Here is a 22,852-nt window from a genome sequence, read left to right on the forward strand (position 1 = left end):
CTAATACACTTCGATCTTTCCGGTGGAGCGGGGGCTTCCCGGGTCGTTGAAGAAGTACTCGCCGGCCCGGGCGAAGCGGTAGGTGAATGACTCACCGGGCGCCAGCCGCACGTCGAAGAGGCCCTCGAAGAACTGGGTGACGCCGCGTACGCCGGCATTGCCGGCGTGGTTGGTGAAGGTCACGGTCGTGCCGACCGGCACCCGCAAGTGCGTGGGCGCCATCCCGTTGACCCCGAACGACTCGGTCGCGCCGACCTGGCCGGTGGCGGCGTTGTAGGTGCGGCCGATGACGACCGTGTTCGCGACCGCCGCCCCTTCCACCGGACCGCCGGACACCGGTCGCCGGATCACCGGAGGCACGGGCGTGGGCGCGGGGCCGACATCTCCGCCCACCTCGAACGCCCACAGGAAGTCGCCGCGGGGAGCGGAGTTGCCGTACGGGATGCTCGTGCCGCCCGCGTACACGGCGAGGTATTCCTTGTTCCCGACCCGGTACATGATGGGGCTGGAGCTGATCGCCGCGCCGGTCTGGAAGCGCCAGAGCTCGCGCCCGTTGCGGGCGTCCATGGCGAGCAGGTTGCCGTCGGGTTGGCCGATGAACATCAGGTCGCTGGCCGTGGTCAGGATCCCGTTGCCATGAGCCAGCGAGTACGGCATGCGCCGCTTCCACCGCACGTGGTTGGTGCTGACGTCCACGGCCACGATGCCGCCGGTCTGGTACTCGCCGGGCGGACGCAGGCCGTTGCTGCTCTCGGTGAGCGAGTGCGCGGCTGCCACGTACCCGTAGCCGGTGTAGACCAGGCCGGTGCGGTGGCTGAACGACAGGTGCGACCAGTCGCCACCGCCGCCGTGACCGGGGATGGACAGGATCGGGGTGTCCCAGTGGGGGTCGTAGAGCGCGCCCTGGACGTAGTTGGGCACCGCCCGGTTCGGGTCGCCGGGCACGGAGGTGCCCAGCGGCTGGTCGACGACGCGGTTCTCGGTCCAGCCGCCCTGCACCGGATAGGGCTGGGTCGGCCAGGTCTTCTGCCGTGGTTCCTGCGGCACCGGGCGCTCGACGATGCCCAGCGGTGCCGTGCCGTCGGTGCGGTCCAGGATGAAGAACATGCCGGACTTGCTGCCGTAGACGACGACCTTGCGGCGCCGGCCACGGATCTTCACATCGGCCAGCACCGGCGACATGACGTTGTCCATGTCCCAGATGTCGTGGTGGATCGACTGGAAGTGCCAGCGGTACGCGCCGGTGCGCAGGTCCAGGGCGACCAGCGAGTTGGCGAAGAGGTTCTGCCCGCCGCGGGCCGACCCGTCCTGTGAGGAGTTGAAGCCGCGGGCGTTGCCGAAGGTCCAGTAGGTCAGGCCTAGCTCCGGGTCGACGGCGGGATGGATCCACGGCGTCGCGCCGCCCTCGGTCCAGGAGTCGCCCTCCCACGTCTCGTGGCCGAGCTCGCCCGGCCCCGGCGTGCCCCAGAAGTGCCAGAGGACCTCGCCGTCGCGGGCGTCGAGGGCGATCGCGGCACCGCGCGGACCGTCGTTGGTGCCGCAGAACAGCATCCCGTCGTGGTAGACGACGGCGACCTTCTCGATGTTGCCGAACCCCTCGACCTGGCGCTCCCAGGCGACCTGGCCGGTCTCCTGGTCGAGGGCGATGACGTAGTTCTCGTTGGACTTGGTGAACACGTACCCCGCGCCGACCGCGACCCCGCGTCGGGTCAGCGCACCGCGGGTCTGGTCGTAGCGCCACTTCGTCGCCCCGGTGACGCCGTCGACGGCGATGACGTTTCCCAGCGCGGACTCGATGTACAGCACCCCGTCGACGGCCACGGCCGTGCTCTGGCTGCTGCCGGAGGTCAGCCCGCCCTCGATGCGGTTGACCCAGGCGCCGCGCAGGCGGCGGACGTTGCCGTGGTCGACGCGGTGCAGCGAGGTGTAGTTCTGGTTGCCGAGGTTGCCGCCGACCTTGGGGAAGTCCCGGTCGCCGGGGGTGTCGAAGTGGGCGAGGTCGGCAGCGGTGGGCCGGCGGCCGGCGGCCGCCGGTGGCGGTGCGACGGCGGGACCCACCGCGGCCGCCACGGCGGTCGCCGCCGCGCCTTTGAGCACCTGACGTCGGTCGATGTGTGCCACGGTCACCTCTTTCTCGGCCGCCAGTGCGGCCGGGACGCGTCGGTTGCGGGCAGGGCAGGTCAGAGGCCCAGGTAGATCTTGCGGACCTGGGGGTTCTGCCGGAGCGACTCGGACGTGCCGGTCATGGCGACGGCCCCGTTCTCCATGACAAGGCACTCCGTTGTCACCTCGAACGTGAGCTGGGCGTTCTGCTCGACGAGCAGCATGCTCAGGCCGCGTTCGTTGAGCTTCTTGAGGACGCCGACGATGTCGCTGACCAACTTGGGCGACAGGCCCATCGACGGCTCGTCGAGGAGCATCAGGCGCGGTGCCGACATCAGTGCGCGGCCGATGGCCAGCATCTGCTGCTGGCCGCCGGACAGGGCGCCGGCGAGGCGTCCCCGCATCTCGCGCAGGATCGGGAACAGCTCGTACACCTCGTCGAGGGTGTCGAGCGTGGCGCCCTTCCACCGCCGGGTGTACGCGCCGAGGAGCAGGTTCTTCTCGACGGGCAGCCCGGGGAACACGTGGCGGCCCTCGGGCACGTAGCCGATGCCGTGGCGGACCATGTCGCGCCCGGGGACGCGGGTCAGGTCCTGGTCGCCGAACCGGACCGAGCGCACGGTGCGTGGCACCAGGCCCATCAGCGCCTTGAGCGTGGAGGTCTTGCCGGCCCCGTTGGCGCCGATGATGCCCAACGACTGTCCGGGTTGGATGGTGAACGAGACGTCCCGCGCGGCGGTGACACCGCCGTAGCGCACGGAGAGCCCATCGACTTCGAGCGCGTCGGTCATCCCTGGACCTCCGACGCGACCGGGGCCGGCATGGCCATCGACTCGCCCAGGTAGGCCTCGATGACCTCGGGGGAGATGGCGACCTCGGCGGGCGGGCCGTCGGCGATGATCGCGCCGTGGGCGAAGACGGTGACGTGGTCGCACAAGGACATGACCATCCCCATGTTGTGTTCGATGACCACGACGGTGACGCCGAAGTCGCGGATCGAGCGGACGATGTCGCAGAGCTGCCGGACCTCGTCGCCGTTGAGGCCCGCGGCCGGCTCGTCGAGCAGCAGCAGCCGTGGCCGCGCCGCCATGGCCCGGGCGATCTCGACGCGCCGCTGGATGCCGTAGGGGAGCGCGGTCGGCAGGTTGTCGGCGAAGGCGGCCAGGCCGAACCGGTCGAGCAGCGCGTCGGCCTCCCGCCGCAGGGCGCGGTCCCGGCGCCAGACACCGACCGGCAGCACGAGGTAGCGCCAGGTGCCGCTCGCGCGGGTCGGGTCGAGCGCCACCAGCACGTTGTCCCGCACGCTGAGCGCGGAGAACAGGCGCAGGTTCTGGAAGGTCCGGGCGATGCCCGCGTGGGCGAGGGCGAACGGCCGTGCGGCGGTGACGTCCCGGCCGTCGAGGACGACCCGGCCCGCGGTGGGCCGGTAGAGCCCGCTGACGACGTTGAACAGCGTGGTCTTGCCGGAGCCGTTGGGCCCGACGATGCCGCGGATCTGCCCGGCCGGCACTTCCAGGCTCACCTCGGTGAGCGCCTTGACTCCGCGGAAGTGCATGCTCAGGTCCCGCACCGCGAGCATCGGCGCGTCCGGCTCGCCCGTGGTGCCGGCCGGGTCGTACGGCCGGAACGGGGTGAGGCCGCTGGAGGCGGTCGCGGTGGTGCGCCGGTGCAGCAGCCCGCGCAGCCGGACCGGGAGCCCGGCCAGGCCGGTCGGCGCGAACACGACGGTCAGCACTACCACGGTGCCGTAGGCGACCTGCGCGTAGGTCGGGTAGTCGATCAGCACCTCGCGGACCAGGGCGAGGGAGATCGCCCCGATCACGCAGCCGACGAGGCTCTGCCGACCCCCGATGATCACCATCGCGAGGAGCAGGAACATGTTGGCGATGCTGAACGTCTCCGGCGCCACGTAGCCGATCAGTCCTGAGTAGAGGACACCGGCGACGCCGCCGTAGACGCTGGCGAGCAGGAACGCGGTCATCCGCAGGGCCGGCACCTCGACGCCGACCGCACCGGCGGCGAGGGAGTCGTCGCGCATGGCCCGCATCCGGCGCCCGAGCGAGGTGTGCACGACGAAGAGCCCGAACACGAGGGTGACGGCGAACAGGGCCAGCTCGACGTAGTAGAAGAGGTAGTCGCTGGACAGGTCGACGCCGGGCAGGGTGGGCCGGGGGATGCCGGGAATGCCCTCGGCTCCGCCGGCCAGCGTCGAGTTGGTGACCCAGTTGGTGAACGCGAGGGCGAGGCCGAGCGTCACGATGCCCAGGTAGTGCGACTGCACGCGCAGGGCGGGCGTGCCGACCACCAGACCGATCGCCGCAGTCGCGAGCAGCGCCAGGACCGCGGCGGTCCAGAAGCCCATGCCCTCCTTGACGGTCAGGACCGCGGTCGCGTACGCGCCGACGCCGAAGAACGCCACCTGCGCCAGGTTGATCTGGCCGGCGATGCCCATGCACAGACCCAGGCCGACGGAGAGGATCGCGTAGAGCAGCATCACGTTGACCACGTGCATGGCGTACGAGTTGAGCTGGTAGGGCAGCAGCCACGCGGCGACGGCCAGCGCGGCGATGGCACCGAGCCGGATCCTCATGCCCGGTTCACCGTCCTCTCGCCGAAGATCCCGGTCGGGCGGATCATGATGATGACGGTGAAGATCAGGAAGGTGACGAGCTCGGAGTAGCCCTGGAACTGTCCGGCGGCGAACGAGTCGATGACGCCGATGCCGAGGCCGCCGAGGATCGCGCCCGGGATGCTGCCGAAGCCGCCGAGGATGGCGCCCGCGAAGCCCTTGATGCCCAGCAGGCCGCCCATCGCCGGGCTGACGTACAACAGGGGTCCGACGAGTCCGCCGGCCAGCGCGGCGAGGCCGGCACCGATCATGAACGCCATCGCGTTGCTGCGGCCGACGTGGATGCCGACGGCCGTGGCGGCCTGGTGGTCCATCGCCACCGCCTGCATCGCGGCCCCGCGCTTGGTGCGCTGGAGGAAGTAGACCAGCAGTGCGGTGGCCGCGGCCGCGATCGCCAGCACCACCAGGTCGTACGTGCGGATCCGCAGGCCGCCCAGGTCGATCGGCGCGGCAGGCACCGGGGAGGGCACGGCCCGGCCGGTCGCGCCCCAGATGATGATCGCGAGGGCCTCCAGCACGATGCCGAAGCCGATCGTGCCGATCAGCATCAGGTCGAAGTCCTTGTTCTCCAAGGGCCGCAGCACCCGCTCGATGATGATGCCGATCAGGCCGGTCACCCCGATCGCGACCGCCATCGCGAGCGCGAACGGCAGCTTCACCGACAGGTAGAACGTCGACGCGATGTACGCGCCGATCATGACGACGCTGCCGTGGGCGAAGTTGACCAGGCCCATGGTGCGGTAGACGAGCGAGAAACCCATCGCGACGAGCGCGTAGATCGCGCCCAGACTCATCCCGCCGATGAACGTCTGCAGAAAGACTTGCATACCTCTCCCCTGAACCGCGTGCTGCGACGTCGATGGTCCGGGACGGCCCAGGCGCGGGCCGACCCGGACGGTGCTCAACCCGCCGCCGGGACCAGCTTGCCGCTGGTGATGGTGCCGATCGAGGTGGCGAAGATGCCGACACCGGTGTCGTCGTACGCGAAGTCGCCGAGCAGTCCCTTGTGCTTGACGGCCCGGATGGCGTCGGCGAGCTCCTTGCCCTTCGCCGCGTTGCTGTTCTTCAGCGCGGTCAGCAGGATCTGCGCGCCGTCGTACGCCTTGGCGCCGTGCATCTCGGCCTCTTCGCCGGTGGCCGTCTTGTACGCCGCGGCGAAGGTCTTGGACGCGTCGTCGACCTCGTTGCTCAGGTAGGGCGTGCTGACGATGGTGCCCTCGACGTTGGCCGCACCGGCGGTGTCCAGGAACACCGGGGTGCCCTGCGGGGCGGCGCCGGCGAACGGTGCCTTGATGCCGAGGTCGCGGGCCTGCTTGACGATCAGGCCGGACTGCACCTCCTCGGCGCCGACGAAGATGAGCTGCGGGTTCTTCTGCCGGATGTTGGTGAGGGCGGCGCTGAAGTCCTTCTGGTCGGTGGTGACGACCTGGTCGGCCACCGGCGTGACGCCTCGGGTCGCGAGCGCCTTGGTGAACGAGTCGTGCTCGCCCTTGCCGTACGACCCGTTGTTGGTGATCAGCGCGATGGTCTTGAGGCCCTTCTGGTCGACCACGTGCTTGGCCAACGTCTCGTCGTACGTGAGGCTGGTCGGTCCGTTGAGGAACAGGAACGGGCTCTTGACCGCGATCAGACCCGGCGACTGCCCGGAGGTGATGTTCGGGATCTGTGCCTGTTGCAGGATCGGCGCCATCGCGATGGTGACCGCGCTCTCGGCGGTGCCGAGCATCGCGACGAAGCCCTCGCTCGCGATCTTGCGGGCCACGTTGGTGCCGACCGTCGGGTCGCCCTGGCTGTCGAAGACGCCGATCTCGATCTGCCGGCCGTTGATGCCGCCCTTCGCGTTCCACTCGTCGATGGCGAGTTTGGCGCCCTTGAGCTCCCAGGCGCCCAGCGAGCTGAGCTGCCCGCTCTGCGCGTTGGCAATAGCGATCTTGATGGGTCCGGTGTTCTCGCCGCCGCCGCCGGTCTGCTCCTCGCCGGGCGGGGAGCAGGCGGCGACGAAGAGCACGCCGAGAGCGAGCAAACCTGCGGCGAGGGGGCGCCGCACACGTCCGAGCATGGGGATCACCTCGTTGTCGTAGTCAGTCGAACAGGCCGTGGTAGATGTCCTTGATATTCCAGTGGCCGGGGGTCGGCACCGGTTCGTTGACCATCGGTACGTCCAGCACCGCCGGGCGGCGGGCGGCAATGGCGGCGCGCAGTGCGACACCCAGGTCGTCGGCACTCGCGACGGTGTAGCCGTCCGCACCACACGCCCGGCCGTACGCGGCGAAGTCCGGGCTGTAGGGCGCACCGTCCGGCCCGGTGAAGTCGCAGCCGAAGCTGCGCCCGAAGTTCGCGGCCTGCAGGTCGGAGATCGTGCCGTGCGAACGGTTGTTCATCACGACGAAGATGACCGGCGCGCCCTGCTCGACGGCCATGGGCACGGCGGGAAGCTGCGCGCCCATGCCCCCGTCGCCGATCAGCGCGACCACCGTGCGCTCCGGCTGGGCGATCTGCACGCCGACCGCCGCCGCCGGCCCGAATCCCATCGTCGAGGCACCGCCGGGCGTGATGAACCGGCCGTCGTCGGGAAGCTCGTAGCACTGGGCGACGCCGTTCTTGTTCCAACCGACGTCGGTGACGAGGATGGCGTCGGACGGCAGGGCGGCCCGCAGGTCGGTCAGGATCCGCTCGGGCCGCAGCGGGAACTGGGCACTGGTCCCGCGCTCGCGGCTCTCGGTGAACAGGGTGCGGCGGGTCGTGGTGATGGTGTCCCGCAGTCCCGGGCGGGTCGACGGTGCCGGTTGGCGCTCCCGCACGGCGGCCTCGATGGCCAGCACGGCGTCGGTGACGTCGGCGACCGCGCCGACCGCGACCGGGAAGTTGCGGCCGATCTCGGCGGGGTCGATGTCGATCTGGATGAGCTGCCCGGGCGGGAACTGCCAGGTGTAGCGGGGGTCCCACGAGCTGGCGTCGGTCTCGGCGAACCGGGTCGCCAGGGCCAGGACCACATCGGCCTCGCGCGTGTACTGGTTGGTCAGCTCGAGTCCCCAGAAGCCGGGCATGCCCAGCAGCAGCGGGTGCGTGTCGGGCAGGGTTCCCTTGGCCATCAACGAGTGCGCGACGGGGATGTCGAGATGTTCGACGAGTGCGCGGAGCGCGTCGGTCCCGGCGCCGCGCCGCAGCCCGCCGCCGAGATACACCAGCGGCCGCTGCGCGCCGACCAGCAGGTCGGCGATGCGCGCGGCGACGTCGGCCGGCAGTGCGGGCCGCTCCTGGACGGCCAGGGGGTACGCCGTCGCCGTGTCATCCGGCACCGGGCGCGAGAAGTGGTCCATCGGGACGCTGAGCAGCACCGCACCCGGGCGCCCGGACGTGGCGGTCCAGAAGGCGCGCTCGGTGAACCTCGGGAGGTCGGCGACCCGGTGCACCTGCCACGCCCGCTTCACGAACGGCCGGTAGACGGCGGTCTGGTCGGCGTCGGCGTGGAGGTTGATCTCCTGGTGCGGGTGGCGGCCGTAGTAGTAGGACGGGATGTCGCCGGTGATGGCGACGAGCGGCACCGAGTCCATCGCCGCGGTGAGCACGCCGGTGACCGCGTTGGTCATGCCGGGGCCGACGTGCATCAGCAGGACGCCGGGCTTGCCGGTGGCCCGGGCGTAGCCGTCGGCGGCGTGGGCCGCGGCCTGCTCGTGGCGGGCGATGACGAACCGGATGCTGCTGCGACCCATCGCGTCCAGCAGGGCGATGTTGGTGTGGCCGCAGGTGCCGAAGACGTACTCGACGCCGTACGACTCGAGTTGGGTGACCATCGCCTCCGCCGCGGAGACCGTGTCGCTCATCGGGTTCCCTCCTGATCGCCGAACAACGACATGCCGCGCAGCAGGAGGGTCTTGACCACGGTGTAGTCCTCGACCATCCAGCGCGGCGACTCCCGCCCGAACCCGGAGTCCTTGACCCCGCCGAACGGGACGTGGTCGAGCCGGAAGTTCGAGGAGCCGTTGACCACCAGGCCGCCGACCTCGAGCTCGCGCCACGCGGTCAGGATCCGGCGGATGTCATAGGTGAACAGGCCCGCCTGCAGGCCGTAGCGGCTGTCGTTGCAGGCCGCCACCACGTCGTCGAAGTCGTCGTAGGGCAGCACGCTGACCGCGGCGCCGAACACCTCCTCGCGGACCAGGCGGGCGTCCGGCGGCGGCGACGCGACGACGGTGGGCGCCACCGTGGCACCGTCCCGGTCGCCGCCGGTGGTGATCGTGGCGCCGGCCGCGGCCGCCTCGGCCGCCCAGGTGACCACCCGCTGCGCGGCGTCGTCGTCGACCATCGAGCCGATGTCCGTGGCGGGGTCGAGCGGGTCGCCGAGCCGCAGCCGGCGGACCGCGTCGGTCAGGGCCGACACGAACTCGTCGTAGCGTCCATGGTGGACGTAGACCCGCTGCACCGAGATGCAGCTCTGGCCGGAGTTGCTGTATCCGGTGGCCGCGCAGACGCGGGCGGCGGCCGCGATGTCCGCGTCCTCGCAGACGATCGTGGCGGCGTTCCCGCCCAGTTCCATGACCAGGCGCTTGGCGCCGGCGGCGCGGGCCACCGCGGCTCCGGTCGCGACGCTGCCGGTGAAGCTGATGACGCCGACCTCGGGAGCCGCGCACAACGCGGCTCCCACGCTCCCGTCACCGTGCAGGAGCTGCACCGCCTCGGGTGGCAGGCCGGCCTCGAGCAGGATCTCGACCACGGCGGCGGACGCGGCCGGCGCCTGCGGTGGTGGCTTGACGATCGTCGTGTTGCCGGCGGCGAACGCGGCGGCCAGCTTGTGTGCCAGCAGGTTGGCCGGGGCGTTGAACGGCGTGATGGCCAGCGCCACCCCGACCGGCGCGCGGTGCGTGAACGCCGTGTTGCCCACACCGCGGGCGAAGCCCGCGACCGGCAACACCTCTCCGCCGATCCGGCGGGCCTCGGCGGCCGACACGGTGAACGTGTCCGCGACCCGGTCGGCCTCACCGAGCCCGTCGCGGACCGGCTTGCCCAGCTCGAGTGCCAGCAACCGGGCGATGCGGTCGCGGTGCGCGGTGGTGACGACCGCCGCCCGCTCGAGCACGGCGGCCCGCGCGGCCGGTGACATCCGGGCCACCTGCCTGGCGCCGCTTCGGGCGTAGGTGAGCGCCGCTTCGAGGTCCTGCTGGTCCACCTGGTGGGCCGTGCTGACGACACCGCGGACCCAGGGGCCGATCCGGTCGGCGTGCGGTCCCGCGGTCACCCACTGGCCCGCGACCAGGCTCGGAGCCTCGACCACCTCGGCCGGCGGCGGAGTCCGAATGAGGTTGTCGAGCATCACCGCTCCTCCGCTTGAACCGCTTGGTGGACCTTATGGACCGACCTGCGGACTAGGTGTAACGTACGGGCGGCGAGGTCCCCTGGCAATAGGTGGTTTCAAATCTGTTACGGGGACGGGAAGCCGTGCGGGAGGGCTCGAAAGGGGACCATGGAATCCGTGGCCGAACAACACTCACCGCTACGGCGGTCGTCATCCACCGAGCCGTCCGACGCCGGCGGTGTCCGAAGTGTCCAGCGCGCGATGGAGATTCTGTCGCTGCTGACCGAGACCCAGCCGTCGGTGACCATCCGCGAGATCGTGGACCGCACGGGTCTCGCCAAGACCACCGTCATCCGCCTCGTGCAGACGCTCGAGCAGAACGGTCTACTGTGGGCGACCAGCCGCGGCTACACGGCCGGACCGGGCCTGTGGCGGTGGGCGCACCTGGCCCAGCGGAGCTGGGAGGTCCCGCCGGAGACCCGCCAACTCATGCGTGACCTCGCGGCGGCGCACCGGGAGACCGTCAACCTCTACATGACCCGCGACGTCAACCGCGTCTGCGTCGCGCAGGAGGAGAGCCCGCAGGCCCTCCGCCACGTCGTCCGGGTCGGCGACGAGCTGCCCATGTGGGCCGGTGCGTCGTCGAAGGTCCTGCTCCACGACGCGGGCCCGGCGATGCTGGTCCGCATCGCCACCAACTCGCCGTGGGGCGACGGGCACGCCGACACGCTGCGGGAGTGGGCGCGGGAGGCCACCGCCAACGGCTACGCGACCAGCGCCGGCGAGCGCGAGCCCGGCCTGTCGGCGGTCGCGGTCCCGGTCACGGGACGCTCGGTGTCCGTCGTCGCCGCACTCTGCCTCAGCGGGCCCACCCTGCGGTTCACCCCGGAGCGGGTCGCCGAGTTCATCCCGGCGCTCCAGGAAGCCGCCGCCCGGATGTCCGAGAAGGGGTTCGACCACCCACTCGCCGGCTGAGAACGAGATCCCCCACCACCGACCGAGGGATGCACGCATGGACGATCGACCGCTGCGCGGCGTACGGGTCCTGGATCTGACCAACGTCCTGGCCGGGCCCTACTGCAGTTACCAGCTCATGCTGCTCGGCGCCGAGGTCGTGAAGATCGAAAGACCGGGACAGGGCGACCTCGCCCGCCGGCTCGGCCCCGAGCCGGGTCTCAACCGGGCAGGCGTCGGCGCGTCGTTCCTCGCCCAGAACGCCGGCAAGAAGTCGGTCGAGCTGGACCTCAAGGACCCGCGCGACCGGGCCACCTTCGACCGGATGCTGGGCGACGCGGACGTGCTGCTCGAGAACTTCCGGGCCGGCGTCCTCGACCGGCTGGGCTACGGCTGGAAGGTGCTGGAGCGGGCGAACCCGGCCCTGGTCTACTGCGCGATCTCCGGCTTCGGGCAGGCCGGGCCGATGAGCGGGGCGCCGGCGTACGACCAGATCATCCAGGGATTGTCCGGGATGATGAGCATCACCGGCACGCCGGAGACCGCCCCGCTGCGTGTCGGGTTCCCGGTCTCCGACTCGGTCGGCGGGTTGGTCGCCGCGATGGCCATCTGCGCCGCGCTCGCCGGCCGGGCCCGCACCGGCAAGGGCTCCTACCTGGATGTGTCCATGTTGGAGGCCTCGATGTCGGCCATGGGCTGGGCCGCCTCCAACTATCTCGTCAGCGGCGTGCCGCCCGAGCCGATGGGCGACCAGAACGCCACCGCCGCACCGTCGGGAACCTTCGACACCGCGGACGGGCCGCTCAACATCGCCGCCAACCGGCAGGAGCAGTTCGAGGTGCTGTGCCGCCTGGTGCAGCGCGAGGACCTCGTGGTCGACGACCGCTTCGCGGACCGTGAGGCGCGGAAGGTGAATCGGGCGGCGCTGAACGAGGAGCTCAACGCGGCGCTGCGGCGGCGGCCCGCACTGGAGTGGGAAGAACTGCTCTCGGGCGCCGGCGTGCCGGCCGCACGGATCCTGACCGTGCCCCAGGCGGTCCAGCTCGAACAGCTCCGGGCCCGCGGCTTCTTCACCGACCTGCCCTTTCCCGGCGACACCGCCCGGACGCTGCGGGTCAGCGGCAACGGTGTCCTGGTCAACGGCGCCGCGCTGCGACCGGAGTCGCCACCGCCCGTGCTGGGCGAGCACAACACCGAGGTCCACCTGGCCGCCACCGACGAGGTGGCGGCGCCGTGACCGGGGAGCCGACGGTCCAGGAGGTCGCGGACTGGTGGGCGACCGCGGTCTCCCGTGTCGAGCCCGACGTCATCGAGCTGCGGGGACGGCCCATCCAGGAGGTCATCGCCGACACGAGCTTCGTCGGGGTCATCTGGTTGCTGCTGCGGGGGCAGTCGCCGACGCCGGCCCAGGAGCGGTTGCTGGAGGCGGCGATGGTCGCCTCGGTCGACCACGGGCCGCACGCACCGTCGATCGCCGTGGCGCGCATGGCGGCCACGTGCGGCATCGGCCTCAACAACGCGATGGCCACGGGGGTGAACCTCCTGGGCGACTCCCACGGCGGTGCGGGGGAGCAGTGCCTGGAGATGCTCACGGCCATCACCAGCCGGCAGGCCGACGGCGAGCCGCTCGAATCCGCGGCGGCGTCCGTCGTGGACCAGTGGCGGGCACGCTCGAAGTATTTGCCCGGCTTCGGGCACCGCTTCCATCGCGTCGACCCGCGCCGCGCACCGTTGCTGGAGCGGGTGTCGGCCGCCGTCGCTGACGGCGTCGTCGATGGCGGCTTCCTGCGGGCCGCGAACGCCGTGGAGGCGATCCTGGCCGGCGGCCGGCCCCGGCCGGTGCCGATCAACATCGACGGCTGCACCGCGGTCGTATACGGCGAGCTCGGCTTCGCGCCCCCCTTGGCGCGCGGCCTGTTCGTGCTCAGCCGCAGCGTCGGGATCCTCGCGCACGCCTGGGAGGAGGCCGGGCAGGGCCGACGCAACAAGGGACCGATTCCGCCCTCCGTCACCCCGACGTTCCTGCCTCTCTGACAAGGAGCTGCCATGCCCCTACGGCGCAGGTCCATCCTGAGCGCCACCCTCGGCGCCGCGGTCACCGCGGCCGTCCTGATCGCCGCACACTCCTTCGTGAGCTCGCCGGCCACGACCCAGGCCGCCTCGCCCCGCAGCGGTGCCGACCACCTCGGCCGACCCGACTACGGCGTGTGCCGCGGCACCGACCCCGACTGCTACCACGACTGGGGCAACTTCGACCCCGCCACCGACGGCTACCGGGTGCTGGTCTACAGCCGCACCGCCGGACCACGCCACGCCCACCTCGGCCCGGCCCTGCCCGCCGGCCTCAACCCGCCGCTCGCCCCCGCCAACGCCGCGCAGAGCGCGCTCGTCAAGCTGGGCGCGGAGCACGACTTCGCCGTCGACTGGACCGAGGACGTCACCCAGCTCTCGTCGCCGTCGCGGCTGTTCCGCTACAACGCCGTCATCTTCATGAGCACGACCCGCGACGCGCTCGACGACCCGGCGCAGACCGCCCTGCGGCAGTACATCCGTGGCGGCGGCGGTTTCGTCGGCATCCACAACGCCTTCGGCACCGAGTACAACTGGGAGTGGTACGAGGGCCTGCTCGGCGGCACCAACTACTACGACCACGGTCGCAACCAACCGGGGACGGTGGTGACCGGGAGCCGCAAGGACGCGTCCACCAAGGGCCTGCCGGCTCGCTGGGACTTCGCCGACGAGTGGTACAACCTGGTGCCGTTCCCCAGCGATGTCCGGGTCCTGGCCCGGGTCGACGAGGCCACCCTGCCCGACGGCGCCGCCGGCGGCAGCGGCCACCCCGGCCACGGCCGCGACCACCCGGTGTCGTGGTGCCAGTACTACGACGGCGGGCGCTCGTGGGTGACCACCCTCGGCCACGCCGTCGAAGCGTGGACCGACGCGCCGATGGCCGGCGACCAGCAGTTCACGTCGCACGTCCTGGGCGGCATCGAGTCCGCCATGGGCCGCAGCCCGTTCTGCCGCTAGCCCCGACGGTGCCGGGACGCTCCCCTCGGGCGTCCCGGCGCCGTTCGCTAGGCCGGCTTGCTGATCACGGCCTGGAGGTAGTCCATCCGCAGCACCAGGGTGGCGTCGTCGGAGACGTTGAAGCGCTTGACGACCTCGACCATCTCGGCCTTGAGGTCCGCCGCGCGGTCGGGCTCGAGGGCGGCCAGCGCCTTGTGGGTCGGGCCGTAGAAGCTGCCGAAGAACTCCGCCTGGTGTTCGGGCGACGGGAACCGCCACAGGAACTCGCGGACCGGTGCCTCGATGGTGACCTCCGGGCCGAACAGCTCCCGCAACCGGTCGGGGCTGCCCCACAGCGCCGGCGGAAGCAGCCCGGGCGGCGGCGGCACGTAGCGGCCGAGGGTCTGGAAGAGCGTGCCGACGTAGCTGTCCGGGGTCCAGTTCACCATGCCGATCCGGCCGCCGGGCCGGCACACCCGCAGCAGTTCGGCTGCCGTCTTCTCCTGGTCGGGGGCGAACATCGCGCCGCAGGTCGACAGGACCGCGTCGAACGAGTCGTCGGCGAAGGGCAGATCCTCGGCGTCGGCCTCCTGGAACGACGCCTCCAGGCCTTCGGCCCGGGCGCGGCCGCGAGCGCGCTCCAGCAGCGCCGCCACGTAGTCGACGCCGGTGACCTGGCAGAAGCGGCGGGCGGCGGCGAGGCTCGCGTTGCCGTTGCCGCAGGCCACGTCCAGCACCCGTTCGCCTGCGCGCAGGTCGACGGCCTCGCACAACAGCTCCGCGGTGAGCAGCAGGCGCGTGCCCACGGCCGAGTAGTCACCCGAGGCCCAGGTCGCCTGCTGCTTCTGCTTGATGACGGTGGTGTCCATCTGTGGTTCCTCCTTGGTAGTCAGGAGAAACGCTACGAATCCTCGGCCGTGGGCGTATCGGAAACGCGCCCCCAACTCCGGTTCACCGGGTCCCCATCTTTCGGCGGGGCGATCCCCAGCTCACCGGCGCGCGCCGCGGCCTCGTGCCGCGACCCCACGGCGAGCTTGGCGAGGACGGCGGAGACGTGGTGGCCCACCGTCTTGGCCGACAGCGACAGGCGGGCGGCGATCTCAGCGTCGCGGAGGCCGTCGGCGACCAGGACGAGCACCTCGACCTGCCGGGCGGTGAGGCCGGCCGGGTTGGCGGAGGTGGACCGGGTCGGCCCGCGGGGGACGGGCACGCCGCGGGTTCGCAGCTCGCGCCGCAGCCGCCCGGCCGTCTGGCGGGCACCGAGCGCGTCGAGCACGGCCAGCGCCTCCAGGACGGCCGCGTCGTCCGCGCCGTGCGCCAGGGCCAGAGCCCGGTGGTACGGGCAACCGAGCGCCTCCCACGACGAGGCCGCCCCGCGCCAGTCACCGCTGAACAGGAGCCGGTACGGCTCGGCGGCCACCAGGTCGGCCGGCACCGGCGTCCCCGCGCGCAGCAGCCAGTAGCCCAGCTCGCCCGCGAACCACGGTTGACCGGCCTCGACGGCGAGCGCGAAGGTCTCCTCCAGAGCGGCGTCCGCGCCGCCGCGCAGCCACCGGTGCTCGGCCCGCGCCGCGACCGCCGGGGCGATCCACTGCAGGTCGCCGGTCGCGAACGCGAGGTCGGCGGCCTCGTCGAGGGTGGCGTCGGCGGCCGGGTCGCCGCGCCGCGCCTGGAGCAGGCCCAGCGGCACCAGCGCGTCGACCACCCGGGCGCCACCGTGCACGAGCTCTGCGAGGGCCTCGTGCGCGTCCCGCTCCGCGCCCGGCCAGTCGCCCCGGTCGAGGCGCAGGCGGGCCCGATGGCCGAGCAGGTGCTGGGTGTAGCCGGCCAGCTCGCGGGGCCGGGTGAAGGCGAGCGCCCGATCCAGGTCGTCGCCGGCGTGGCGGTAGTCGCGCAACTCGGCGGCGGTGGTGGCCAGGTTGCACAGCGCGCGGGCGGCGTGGTCGTCCAGCCCGGACGCGACCGCGACCTGGAAACCCTCCTCGAGGTCGGCGCGCCCGCCGTCGTCACCGCCCTGGAGCCGGGCCGTGCCGATGTTGGTCAGCGCGTGGGTGAGGATCTCCTGATCCCCGAACCGCCGGGCCAGCTCGATCGCTGGTGCCGCCCACTCCCGCGCGGCCGACAGGCGGTAGGCGAGCATGTCGAGCTGGGCCTGGTTGCTGTAGGCCATCGCGAGGCGCGGGCCGGGCGGCAGCTCGCGCAGCACGGCGATGGCCCTGGCCGCCGCGTCCTCGGCCGCCCGCCGGTTGCCGTCCCACCAGTGCAGGCGCGACAACCACCGCAGCCCGTCGCCGACCTTCTCCCGGTCGCCGGCCGTCTCCCGCAGCGCCAGGGCGGCGCGGCGGGCGGTGACCGCCTCGGCGGAGAGCCCCGACAGGTAGCACTCGACCGAATAGCCTTCGAGCACCTCGGCGGGTACGGGCGCCCCGAGCCGCTCGGAGTGGGTGAGGATCGCGCGGTAGTGCCCGACGGCCTCGCGGTGCGCGGCGACCGCGGCCGCCTGCCGCGCCGCCTCCGGCCCGTAGCGCAGGACGGCAGCGTCGTCGCCGGCCTCGCGGGCGTGATGCATCAGCCTGGCCACGTCGACGCGACCGCCGGTCAGCGCCGCGAGGATCCGCCGGTTGAGCCCGCGCCGGTGCAGGACGGACAGCGATCCCTCGACCGCTCGCCGGAGCAGCTCGTGGCGGAACCCGATCGTGTCGTCGCGGACCACGAGCAGCCCGGCCGACACCGCCGCGTCGACCGCCGCTGCCGGCGCGTCCAGGACCCGCTCCAGCAGATCGAGCTCGGCCGCGGTCGGCACCACGGCGACGAATCGCAGGACCTCGCGCGCGTCCTCCGGCAGGCCGCCGAAGCGGGCCAGCACCAGGTCGCGGATGGTCAGGGGCACACCGGCGTCACCGGCGGCCAGCACCTCGGAGACCAGCAGCGGGTTTCCGCCGGTCAACGCCCGCAGCCCGGTCGCGGGGCGGCCGGCCCGCCGCGCCAGCGAAGCCACCGCCGCCTCGGACAACGCTTCGAGGGGCAGCCGCCGTACCGACTCGGCGGGGAGCCGGCCGACGACGGTGCGAAGGGGATGGTCGGCCGCGAGCTCGTCGTCCCGGTAGGTGACGACGAGCAGCGTCGTGGTGCCCGCAATCCGCCGGCCGAGGAACACCAGCAGGTCCAGCGTGGCCTCGTCGGCCCAATGGGCGTCCTCGACCACCACCACCTGTGGGCGCCCGCCGCCGAGCTCGTCGAGCAGGGCCGCGAAGAGCTGCTCGCGGGACCCGCCCGCGGCCAGCAGCGCGGCCAGCCGGCCACCCGTCTGGCGTCCGAGATCGTGCAGCGGACCCAGCGCGCGCGGGGTCAGCAGCGGGTCACAGGCACCGAGCAGGAACCGTGCCCCGGCCGCGTGCCGCCGCGTGAAGTGCCGGACGAGAGCGGACTTCCCGATCCCGGCCTCACCGGTGACCAGCACGACGCTGCCCCGCGAAGCGGTCGCGGTCAGCGCCTCGCCCAGCTCGTCCAACAGTGCGGCACGCTCGAGCAGCTCCATCAGCAGCGACGCTACCGGCTCACGGAGGCTCGATGCCTCCGTCCGGGCGGCGGATCCGGGTCGACCAGCGTTCGTGTCCGTAGTGCCGGGGCGGGTACTTCGCCGCCGCCTTCTCGTCGAGGTCGATGCCCCAGCCCGGTGCGTCCGACGGTGTCAGGTAGCCGTTCGTGTGCCGCAGCGTGCCGGGGAAGACCTCGTGCACCTCATCGGCGTACACGTGGCCTTCCTGGATGCCGAACGCGTGGCTGGACACGTCGAGCGCCAGGTTCGCGGCCATCCCGACCGGTGACACGTCGGCGGGGGAGTGCCACGCGGTGCGCACCCCGGCCAGCTCGCACAGCGCGGTCAGCTTGCGGGCCGGGGTCAGGCCGCCGATCGCGGAGATGTGCAGCCGCAGCAGGTCGACGCCGCCGGCGGTGACCAGCCGGGCCGCGTCAGGGACCGAGCCGACCTGTTCGCCGGCCGCGATCGGCACCGGCGCCGCCGCGCGCAGCTCCGGCAGTCGGTCGTAGTGTTCCGGCGCGATCGGGTCCTCGACGAAGAACAGCCGGTGCGGCTCCAGCGCGCGGCACAGCACCAGCGCCTGCTTGACGGTCAGCCGGCTGTGCACGTCGTGCAGCAGCGAGATCTCGTCGCCGAGGGCGTCCCGGGCGGCCGCGAACAACCGTGGCGTCGCCGCCAGGTACTGCTCGACGTCCCAGCCGTCCGCGTAGGGCGCGGAGGGGTACGCGCCCGGGATGCCCGGCGCCCCGTAGGTGCCGACGCCAGGGCCGCCCGTCTGCAACCGCACATGCCGCAGCCCGTCGGCGACGAGCGAACGGGCGTGGTCCACCGTGTCGGCGATCGTGGCGCCGCTGGCGTGCAGGTAGATCGGGACCGCTGCCCGGACCCGGCCGCCGAGCAGCTCGTAGACCGGCATGCCGGCCCGCTTGCCGGCGATGTCCCAGAGCGCCATGTCCAGCCCGGACAGTGCGTTGTTGAGGACCGGGCCGTTCCGCCAGTACGACGAGAGGTGCACCATCCGGGTGATGTCCTCGATGTCGGCGGGATGCCGGCCGACGACGAGCTCCGCGATGTGCTCGACAACCGCTGCCACCGCACCCGCGCGCTGGGTGAAGGTCGCGCAGCCCAGGCCGTACAACCCGTCCTCGGAGGTGTCGACCCGCACCACGACGAGCGTCGCCTCGGGCGCGGTCACGATCGCGCGTACCCGGGTGATCCGCAGCCCGTCGCGCCCCGCCCAGGGCGGTTGGGCCTCCGCCATCGTCATGCCGGCTCCTCCTCGATCAACGACCGTGAGCCTAACGGCAGGTGCCGCGTCGCAGTGAAGCCGAGCAACCGCCGGGCCGGCTCCAGCGCGACCGGCACGGTCCGCCCCGGGAACCGGGCCCGCAGCGGCACCCCCGGCAGGAAGGCGGCCAGCAGGTCCTCGGTCGGGTAGGGCGCGAGGGTCTCCGGCGCGGCGACGAACAGCACGTGTGAGCCGGCCGGCGGCGCGGTCAGCCCGAGCAGGCAGGCCGCGGCCGCGTCGTCGACGTGCAGGTAGGACCACAGCTCCTGGGCGCCCGACGCCGGGTCGGCGCGGAACTCCTCGGACCGCCGGGCCAGCCGCTCGACGCCGCCCAGAAAAGGGAAGCGCAGCGCCGTCACCGCCATCCCGTGCCGCCGGGCGACCATCGCCGCGGTCGCCTCGTCGGCCTGTTTCGACAGCGCGTACGGGTCGGTGACCTGCAGCGGATGCCGGAGGTCGACCGGCAGGTAGACCGGCTGGAGCGGGACCTGCGCCCAGGCCAGCCCGAGCACGGACATGCTGCTGGCCAGCACCACGCGCCGGACTCCCGCGAGCGCGGCGGAGTGCAGCACCACGAAGGTCGCCCGGGTGTTGCCACCGAACACCGCCAACGGCGTGTCCAGCGTCGGTGCCGGGATCGCCGCCAGGTGGATGACCGCGTCGACGTCCGCCAGGGCCCGCCGGACCACGTCCGGATCACCGGCGTCGCCCACCACGACCCGGTCCACCGGCAGGTCGCCGGGGTCGACCCGGTCCAGCGCGGTGACCCGGACGCCCGACAGCGCGTCGAGCACGGCCCGGCCGAGCAGCCCCGCGGCGCCGGTCACCAGCACCCGGTCAGTTCTTGACGGCACCGGACAGCCCGTTGACGAAGTAGCGCTGGAGGGCCAGGAACAGCACGATCACCGGAATGACCAGGATCAGCGAGCCGGCCATGATCTCGTTGTACGAGGGCACGGTGCCGGACGCGAGCCGCTCCAGCGCGAGCGGCAGCGTGTAGCGGGACTCGTCGTTGAGCGACACCCGGGTGAGCACGTACTCGTTCCAGGTCGGCACCGCGGTCAGCACGCCGATGGTGACCAGCGTCGGCCGGGCCAGCGGCAGGTAGACCCGCCAGAAGATCCGCCACTCGCCGGCACCGTCGGCGGTCGCGGCGTCGTGCAGGTCGACCGGTATCGCGCGGAACGCGTTGGTCAGCATCAGCACCGCCAGCGGCGCGGTCCCGTTGACGAACGGCAGGATCAGGCCGGCGTGCGTACCCAGGATGCCCAGCTTGTTCTCCAGGATGGTCAGTGGGAGCAGCACGGTGATGCTCGGCACGAACAGCAGCGCGACGAAGAACCAGAACACGAAGCGCCGGCCCGGGAAGTCGATCATCGCGAACGCGTAGCCGGCCAGGCTGTAGACGACCAGCACGCCCAGCACGGTGAAACCGGTGACCTGGAGGCTGTTGAGGAAGTAGTCGAAGAAGTGCAGCCGGCTCCAGGTGTCGACGAGCGTCGCCAGCGTGGGCCGGCGCGGGATCAGGTGCCCGCCTTCGAGGATCTCCAGCCGGTCCTTGAAGGCGCCGGAGACCATCCAGACGAACGGGTAGAGGCTGACCGCCGCGTAGACCGTCAACGCGAGCAAGGGGACGACGCGCCTCATCGTTGGCCCCGCAGCAGCCGGGCGTTGACCACCGCGAGCAGCAGCGCGGCCAGGAAGATGAGCCAGCCCAGGGCGCTGGCGACACCGAGCGTGGGGGACAGGCTCTGGAAGAACGCCTGCTGGTACGCCTTGAGCCCGAGTACGTCGGTGTGCCCGGCCGGGCCGCCGTTGGTCATGATCAGGAAGATCTGGAAACCCTGCATGGTGTCGCGCAGCCCGAGCAGCACGATCGCGACCGTGATCGGCACGAGCAGTGGCCAGGTGATGTGCCGCAGCCGGCGGACCGCGCCGGCGCCGTCGAGCGAGGCCGCCTCGGTCACGGCCGGGTCGATCGCCTGCAGGCCGGCCAGGTAGAGCAGCATCGCGACCGGGACGCTGCCCCAGATCATGATGACGATCAGGGTCGGCAGCGCCGTGTCCGGGTCGGCGAGGAAGCCCTGCGGCCGGGCCAGGCTGCCGAGGCCGACCGCCCGCAGGGCCAGGTTGACGGCGCCGTCGGGTTCGAGCACGTAGCGCCAGGCGTAGTAGACCGCGATGCCGGCCGTCACGTACGGCAGGAAGAAGATCGAACGCAGGGTGCCGCGCAGCCGGGTGATGCTGTTGAGCAGCGTGGCCAGCGGCAGGGCGATCAGGACGGTGCCGAACGAGACGGCGACCATCGCGAGGCCGGTGTTCAGCGCGGCGCCGCGGATCTCCGGTGCCAGCCGGGGGTCGGCGTAGAGCAGGTCGCGGTAGTTCTCCAAACCCACCCAGTCCCAGCTCGGCGAGAAGCCGTTCCACTTGGCGAAGCTGAGCCCGAAGCTGTAGACCAGCGTGTAGAGGCCCATCACCAGGAAGAGCACGACCGCGGGGGCGATGAAGGCGTAGCCCACCAGGGCCCGGCGTCCCCGCTGCCGGGACCGGGTGGCGCGGCGCGGCTCGCGTACGAGCCGCGCCGCCACACTGTCGGTGGTGACGGCCACTTACTTCGCGTCCCACATCGCCTTGATGACCGTGTCGAGCGTGCGGCCGGTGGTGGCCGCGTCGGCCTCGCCCAGGGGCGCGAGCTTCAGCAGCGGGTTGCCCATCTCGACCTCGTCGTAGTCCGGCGGGCGGAACCCCCGGTTGCCGGCGTCGTACGTGTCCTGCGCCGGGCCGGTGAAGAACTGTTGCAGCGCCGCGAGGTCCGGGCCGATCAGCGTCTCGGCCCGCGTGCCTAGGTCGGTGGCCGGCAGGTCGAGCGACCCCTTGGCGAAGATGCCGGCGCCCTCGGGAGAGGTGAGGAAGTCGACCCACTGGGTCGCCGTGGCGGCGTTGGCGCTGGTCGAGGTGACCGACAGGCCGGTCAGCGCCAGGGGCGCCAGGCGCAGGTCGCGCACCGCGCCGCCGGTGGCCGGCGGGATCGGGAAGGCCAGCACGTTCTCGGGCTTCATGCCGTTCTGGGCCAGGAAGGCCAGGGTGAACGTGCCGCCCACGTTGAACGTCGACTTGCCCTGCGCGAACGCGATGTCGGCCTCGTCGATGCCGAGCGCGCTGACGCCCGGGATCCAGTAGGGCCGCAGCTGCGCGTACAGGTCGAGGGTCCGCAGGCCGTCCGGCGAGCCGAAGCCGGCCGTGGTGCCCTTCCCGAACAGGGCTTCGAACTTCTGCTGACCGAGGTACGCGAAGGCGAGCTGCTCGTACACCCAGTTGAACCCGGTCTGGGTCACCTTGAGCCCGAGCGAGACCCCGCCCTGCGCCTTGTCGGCGGTGGTGGTGGCCTTCAGGTAGCTGAGGAACTCCTCCCAGGTGGCCGGCGGCTTGGTCGGGTCGAGGCCGGCCGCGGCCAGCTTCTCCTTGTTGGCGTAGACGATGCCGAACGTGCCGGCGGTGAACGGGACACTGTAGAGGCTGCCGACGGTCGCGCCCGACAGCTCCTCGACCGTGTCCTTGCGTTGCTGGGTGACCCGGCCGGACTCCCGCGTGCTGGGCAGGAACCGGTCGAGCTTGCCGTCGAAGTCGCCCTTGAGGTCGGCGAGCAGCCCGCCGCCGCCGACCCGCAGGTCCTCGCCGCCGGAGTGCAGCTCGAGCACGTCGGGCAGGTCCTTGGTCTGTGCCGCGCTCTGGATCTTCGCGGTGAAGACGTCGTCGGGTGTGAACGCCTCGATCTTCACGTCGATGCCGCTCTTGGCCTTGAACGCGGCGGCGGCCTGTTGCAGTGCCTCGACGTGGGTGCGCTTGAACGTCCACATCGTCAGGCTCTTGCCGGACTCGCCGCTCTCGTCGTCACCGCCGCACGCGGTGACGGTCAGGCCGAGGGCGACGGCGGCCACCGCCGCGAGGAAGCGTCTGTTTCCGATCATGGTCTGGCCCTCCCACTGGACGAAGGGGATCTATCGGGCTAGCAAATCGTTAAGACTGACCGGCAATCTA

General features: G+C 72.0%; 18 protein-coding genes. 4 read left to right on the forward strand and 14 right to left on the reverse strand.

The window, feature by feature from the left end:
• The 7 genes from BLV39_RS25395 to BLV39_RS25425 all read right to left on the reverse strand — a co-directional run bounded on the left by BLV39_RS25395 (position 1) and on the right by BLV39_RS25425 (position 10,043).
• Complete coding sequence (locus tag BLV39_RS25395) at positions 1-2,121, reverse strand: outer membrane protein assembly factor BamB family protein (RefSeq protein ID WP_204082641.1); 2,121 nt, start codon at positions 2,119-2,121, stop codon at positions 1-3.
• A gap of 59 nt (positions 2,122-2,180) precedes the next feature.
• Complete coding sequence (locus BLV39_RS25400; RefSeq protein ID WP_090798351.1) at positions 2,181-2,894, reverse strand: ABC transporter ATP-binding protein; 714 nt, start codon at positions 2,892-2,894, stop codon at positions 2,181-2,183.
• The gene (locus BLV39_RS25405) at positions 2,891-4,693 is read right to left on the reverse strand and encodes a branched-chain amino acid ABC transporter ATP-binding protein/permease (RefSeq protein ID WP_090798353.1); all 1,803 of its coding nucleotides are present in this window, start codon (positions 4,691-4,693) and stop codon (positions 2,891-2,893) included. Before BLV39_RS25405 ends, BLV39_RS25400 begins: the two co-directional genes overlap by 4 nt.
• The gene (locus tag BLV39_RS25410) at positions 4,690-5,559 is read right to left on the reverse strand and encodes a branched-chain amino acid ABC transporter permease (RefSeq protein WP_090798355.1); all 870 of its coding nucleotides are present in this window, start codon (positions 5,557-5,559) and stop codon (positions 4,690-4,692) included. Before BLV39_RS25410 ends, BLV39_RS25405 begins: the two co-directional genes overlap by 4 nt.
• Positions 5,560-5,633: 74 nt before the next feature.
• On the reverse strand, positions 5,634-6,791 hold the full coding sequence (locus BLV39_RS25415; RefSeq protein ID WP_090798357.1) for an ABC transporter substrate-binding protein: 1,158 nt from the start codon (positions 6,789-6,791) through the stop codon (positions 5,634-5,636).
• A 22-nt stretch (positions 6,792-6,813) separates the two neighbouring features.
• Positions 6,814-8,556, reverse strand: coding sequence for a thiamine pyrophosphate-binding protein (locus BLV39_RS25420; RefSeq protein ID WP_090798359.1), 1,743 nt, complete (start codon positions 8,554-8,556; stop codon positions 6,814-6,816).
• Positions 8,553-10,043 (reverse strand): aldehyde dehydrogenase family protein, encoded by a 1,491-nt coding sequence (locus BLV39_RS25425; RefSeq protein WP_090798361.1) that lies wholly within the window; start codon positions 10,041-10,043, stop codon positions 8,553-8,555. Before BLV39_RS25425 ends, BLV39_RS25420 begins: the two co-directional genes overlap by 4 nt.
• A gap of 150 nt (positions 10,044-10,193) precedes the next feature.
• Here BLV39_RS25425 and BLV39_RS25430 point away from each other — a divergent pair, with 150 nt between their 5' ends.
• The 4 genes from BLV39_RS25430 to BLV39_RS25445 are packed head-to-tail and all read left to right on the forward strand — an operon-like array spanning position 10,194 to position 14,006.
• Entirely contained in the window at positions 10,194-11,000 is an 807-nt protein-coding gene (locus BLV39_RS25430) for an IclR family transcriptional regulator (RefSeq protein ID WP_090798363.1), read from the forward strand.
• 37 nt (positions 11,001-11,037) lie between these two features.
• On the forward strand, positions 11,038-12,216 hold the full coding sequence (locus tag BLV39_RS25435) for a CaiB/BaiF CoA transferase family protein (RefSeq protein ID WP_090798365.1): 1,179 nt from the start codon (positions 11,038-11,040) through the stop codon (positions 12,214-12,216).
• Positions 12,213-13,013 carry a citryl-CoA lyase gene (locus BLV39_RS25440; protein WP_090798367.1) on the forward strand — a complete coding sequence of 267 codons (801 nt, stop codon included), beginning with the start codon at positions 12,213-12,215 and terminating at the stop codon, positions 13,011-13,013. The genes BLV39_RS25435 and BLV39_RS25440 overlap by 4 nt, the downstream gene beginning before the upstream one ends.
• 12 nt (positions 13,014-13,025) lie before the next feature.
• Positions 13,026-14,006 carry a ThuA domain-containing protein gene (locus BLV39_RS25445; protein ID WP_090798368.1) on the forward strand — a complete coding sequence of 327 codons (981 nt, stop codon included), beginning with the start codon at positions 13,026-13,028 and terminating at the stop codon, positions 14,004-14,006.
• Positions 14,007-14,053: 47 nt separating this feature from the next.
• On the opposite strand, the gene BLV39_RS25450 is transcribed toward BLV39_RS25445, so the two are convergent.
• Genes BLV39_RS25450 through BLV39_RS25480 form a run of 7 tightly spaced genes read right to left on the reverse strand, consistent with a single transcriptional unit; the run spans position 14,054 to position 22,782 of the window.
• Positions 14,054-14,854: a class I SAM-dependent methyltransferase gene (locus tag BLV39_RS25450; protein ID WP_090798369.1), complete on the reverse strand. Its 801-nt coding sequence runs from the start codon at positions 14,852-14,854 to the stop codon at positions 14,054-14,056.
• A 32-nt stretch (positions 14,855-14,886) separates the two neighbouring features.
• Positions 14,887-17,523, reverse strand: coding sequence for an ATP-binding protein (locus BLV39_RS25455; protein ID WP_090798371.1), 2,637 nt, complete (start codon positions 17,521-17,523; stop codon positions 14,887-14,889).
• Positions 17,524-17,542: 19 nt separating this feature from the next.
• The gene (locus tag BLV39_RS25460; RefSeq protein ID WP_090798373.1) at positions 17,543-18,793 is read right to left on the reverse strand and encodes an enolase C-terminal domain-like protein; all 1,251 of its coding nucleotides are present in this window, start codon (positions 18,791-18,793) and stop codon (positions 17,543-17,545) included.
• Entirely contained in the window at positions 18,790-19,668 is an 879-nt protein-coding gene (locus BLV39_RS25465) for an NAD-dependent epimerase/dehydratase family protein (RefSeq protein WP_204082640.1), read from the reverse strand. The genes BLV39_RS25460 and BLV39_RS25465 overlap by 4 nt, the downstream gene beginning before the upstream one ends.
• Complete coding sequence (locus tag BLV39_RS25470) at positions 19,652-20,461, reverse strand: carbohydrate ABC transporter permease (protein WP_090798375.1); 810 nt, start codon at positions 20,459-20,461, stop codon at positions 19,652-19,654. The genes BLV39_RS25465 and BLV39_RS25470 overlap by 17 nt, the downstream gene beginning before the upstream one ends.
• Positions 20,458-21,423 carry a carbohydrate ABC transporter permease gene (locus BLV39_RS25475; protein WP_204082639.1) on the reverse strand — a complete coding sequence of 322 codons (966 nt, stop codon included), beginning with the start codon at positions 21,421-21,423 and terminating at the stop codon, positions 20,458-20,460. Before BLV39_RS25475 ends, BLV39_RS25470 begins: the two co-directional genes overlap by 4 nt.
• On the reverse strand, positions 21,424-22,782 hold the full coding sequence (locus BLV39_RS25480; RefSeq protein WP_090798377.1) for an extracellular solute-binding protein: 1,359 nt from the start codon (positions 22,780-22,782) through the stop codon (positions 21,424-21,426).
• Positions 22,783-22,852: the final 70 nt, after the last annotated feature.

This window comes from Asanoa ishikariensis (genome assembly GCF_900107455.1).
Lineage (GTDB): Bacteria > Actinomycetota > Actinomycetes > Mycobacteriales > Micromonosporaceae > Asanoa > Asanoa ishikariensis.